The following is a 1,840-nucleotide window of genomic DNA, read 5'->3' on the forward strand; positions in this document are numbered from 1 at the left end:
GTTACCCGCCGCGGCGCTCAAGGTGGCCACCACGGTATAATCCCCTTCGGCTAATGCCGTACTTGGCTCAACAGACCAACTGCCATCCGCTTGCACCGTCGCTGTCGCACTTTGGACATTACCAGCACTGTCAGTGATAGTAAGCAGCACTAAGCTGCCCACTGCCGCTCCGGTGGTTTGCCCACTAATGAGCGGTGTCACATCATTACTATCGGCCAAGGTATCAAGGCTAATAGTCGGTGCGGTAATGTCGATTTCACCAGTAGCACTATCGGTGCCGGTATTACCGGCTGCATCGGTGACTGAAGCATTAACAGTAAAACTACCTTCTGCCAGTATAGTGGTTGCAGACACTGACCAACTTCCGTTCGCTAATACCGTAGCGACTAAAGTTTGTGGGTTGCCTTGTGAATCAGTAATGATCACTGTAACTGTGCTTCCTACCGGTGCATCCGTTGTACCACTTATTGTTGGGGTTGTATCATTGGTTTGTGCAATATCATTAATTGCAATGGTAGGAGGGGTTAAATCAATTGTTCCTACAGCAGAGTCTGTACCTTCAACGCCACCTACAGTAACGCTAGCAGTAACCGTAAAATCCCCTTCAGTTAATGCATTATTAGCAGTAACAGTCCAAATACCACCTGAGACACTTACTGTCAGTGTTTCAACTGGATTGGTGCCATCATTTATAGTCACTGTTACCGTACTGCCGTCAGGAGCACTGGTTGTTCCTGAAATAGTAGGCGTTGTATCGTTCGTTTGGCCTAGGGCATCAATTGAAATACTAGGCGCACTGGTATTCAAGGTGAAATTCTCTGTTGCCGAGGCGCTATTTCCTGCTGCATCTTCTACTGTAGCAACCACGCTGTAGTCATCATTCGCTAACGATGAAGAGGTGACAGACCAATTACCAGCACCATCAACGGTTGCAGTCAAACTGATCTCACCACCACTGGTATCTGTTAATACAAGTGAAATAACAGTGCCTGCTGGCTCCGAAGATGTACCACTAATAGTTGGTGTTGCGGTGTTAATTGTGCCTAGATTGTTGATTGTAATGAGAGGCGCTGTAGTGTCTATCGTTCCTGAGCCTGTATCACTCCCTGTATTACCCGCAGCATCTGTGATTGTTGCAGTAATTGTATAGTTACCATCAGGTATTTCAGATGCGTCTGTTTGCCATGTGCCTGCAGCACTTACAACAGCTGTAAAACTATAATTATCGCCATTACTGTCTGTAACTATAATATTTACAATTGTGCCCGCAGGCTCGGTAGATGTACCGCTGATTGTTGGGGTATTATCATTACTTAAGCCATTATCATTCACAACGACTGTAGGATTTACCGTATCAATACTACCTGAGGCACTGATTGTTGTACTATTGCCCGCCACGTCACTCACTGTTGCTGACACAGTGTAATCACCTTCGGCTAAACCGTTTGGCACTTCGCTAGTCCAGGTTCCATTACTGCCCACTGTGGCTGAGAAAGTTTGTACCACACCGTTACTATCAGTCACTGTGATAGTTACTAACGCGCCGATTTCATTACTTGTGCCGCTTAAAGTTGGCGTCACATCACTGCCCGCCCCAACGCCCGTTAAGGTTAAGCTTGGTGCAATGGTATCAATGACCCCAGTCACCGTTTCTTCTGTAAGGTTCCCCACCCCATCACGCACACTGGCGTCAACAGTAAATTGACCATCAGCTAAGACCGTTGTTGGACTCACTGACCAATTACCGCTGGCATCCACTGTCGCTGTCAGGATGCTGCTATCACCATTGGCATCGGTGACGACCACGGTCACTTGTGCACCTTCACCTGCATCACTGGTA

General features: G+C 47.4%; 1 protein-coding gene. It reads right to left on the reverse strand.

Annotation, left to right across the window (positions count from 1 at the left end):
- Positions 1–1,840: beta strand repeat-containing protein (locus CWC02_RS17715; protein ID WP_171043865.1), on the reverse strand; the 1,840-nt coding region annotated here is incomplete at both ends.

The organism is Pseudoalteromonas sp. S2721, assembly GCF_005887425.1.
GTDB classification, from domain to species: domain Bacteria; phylum Pseudomonadota; class Gammaproteobacteria; order Enterobacterales; family Alteromonadaceae; genus Pseudoalteromonas; species Pseudoalteromonas simplex.